The organism is Kitasatospora sp. NPDC059571, from assembly GCF_042735675.1.
Classification (GTDB): Bacteria; Actinomycetota; Actinomycetes; order Streptomycetales; family Streptomycetaceae; genus Kitasatospora.
The window spans coordinates 1-1,517 of sequence record NZ_JBHWBW010000812.1 but is presented as its reverse complement, the minus strand read 5'-3'; the positions used below and the strand labels follow the sequence as shown (position 1 = coordinate 1,517).

The window sequence follows — 1,517 nt, the reverse complement described above, 5'->3', positions numbered from 1 at the left end:
GGGCGCGGACGACCGCGCCCCCTCCGGCGTTCCCGTACCCGGCCCCGCGGCGGGCCCGCGCTCAGCCCGCGGCCGCCTCGCGGGCGTTCTCCAGGGCCTCGAAGACCTCCATCCCGGCGGCGTTGCGCCGGTGCAGGTGGGAGACGACGGTGTTGGTCACCGCGATCAGCGGGACGGCGACGATCGCACCGCCGATGCCGCCCACGATCGAGCCGGCCGTCACCCCGAGCACCACGCCCAGCGGATGCACCCGCACCGCCCGGCCGAGGATCAGCGGCTGCAGCAGGTGCCCCTCGATCTGCTGCACCGCGACCAGCACCACCAGCACCATCAGCGCGGTGAACGGGCCGACCGTGACCAGCGCGATGAGCACCGCGATGGTGCCGGTCACCAGCGCACCGACCAGCGGCACGAACGCACCCAGGAAGATGATCACCGCGAGCGGCATCGCCATCGGCACGCCCAGCAGCTGGATGCCGATGCCGATGCAGAGCGCGTCGATGAACGCCACGCAGACCGTGCCGCGCACGTAGGCGGTCAGCGTGGCCCACGCCTTGGGACCGGCGCCGGCCATCGCGTAGCGGGAGTGCCGCGGCAGCCCGCGCAGCACCCAGGACCAGATCCGCGCGCCGTCGTAGAGCAGGAAGAACGTGGTGAACGCGGCCAGCACCACGCCGGTCAGCACCTCGACCGCGATGGTCACGCCGGTGAACCCGGCCGAGGTGATCTGCTCGGAGTTGGTGCCGATGGCGGCCGAGATCTGCCGGGCGAAGTCGTTGATCTGCTGCTGCGTCAGGTGCAGCGGCCCGGTCACCAGCCACTCGCGCAGCTTGTTGACACCGTCCTGGACCTTGCCGGTCACCTGGTCGAGGTTGGTGGTCACCTGCCAGACCACGAACCAGCCGACCAGCCCGATCCCGGCGACCCCGCTCAGGAAGGTGCCGGCAGCCGCCAGCGAGCGCGGCACCCCGAGCCGCCGCAGCCAGGAGACGGTCGGCTCCAGCAGGGCGGAGATCAGCAGCGCGGCGAGCGCGGCGAACGCCACCAGCCGCAGCGTGTCGACCACCCGGAAGACCACGTACAGGGCGACGCCGAGCAGCAGCAGCCGCCAGGTGGACTCGGCGGCCACCCGCAGCGCCCACGGCACCGCCTCGGCCGGGGTGGCCGGGCGCCCGGGGTGGTGGACCTCGCGGACCGGCGCCGGGATCCGCTCCGGCTCCGCCTGGCGGGGCAGCCGGACCGGCTCGGCGCCGGCCTCGGCACCCGCGGCCCGGTCCGCCGCGTACGCCGCGGCGCGGCGGCGGCGCTCCATGCCGGCCCAGACCCCGGCGGCGACCGCGCCGCCCTTCGCCAACGCCTTCAGCGCCCTTCTCTCCCGCGACACTCCCGCCGCCCTCCCCGTCCGTCCTCGGCCGCGCCCCGGGGGGGCGGGGGTGGGAGGGGGGCGCGGGCCCCCCCCGGGGGCGCCCCGGCGCGCGCGCGCGGGGGGGGGCGGGCGGGGGGGGTGTTTGTATAAG

Annotated in this window: 1 protein-coding gene; it reads right to left on the bottom strand. The window is 75.7% G+C overall.

The window, feature by feature from the left end; all coding sequences use genetic code 11:
* Positions 1-61 precede the first annotated feature (61 nt).
* Positions 62-1,384, bottom strand: a complete 1,323-nt coding sequence (locus ACFV0G_RS39250) for an AI-2E family transporter (RefSeq protein WP_380558675.1) — start codon at positions 1,382-1,384, stop codon at positions 62-64.
* Between the last annotated feature and the right edge of the window lie 133 nt (positions 1,385-1,517).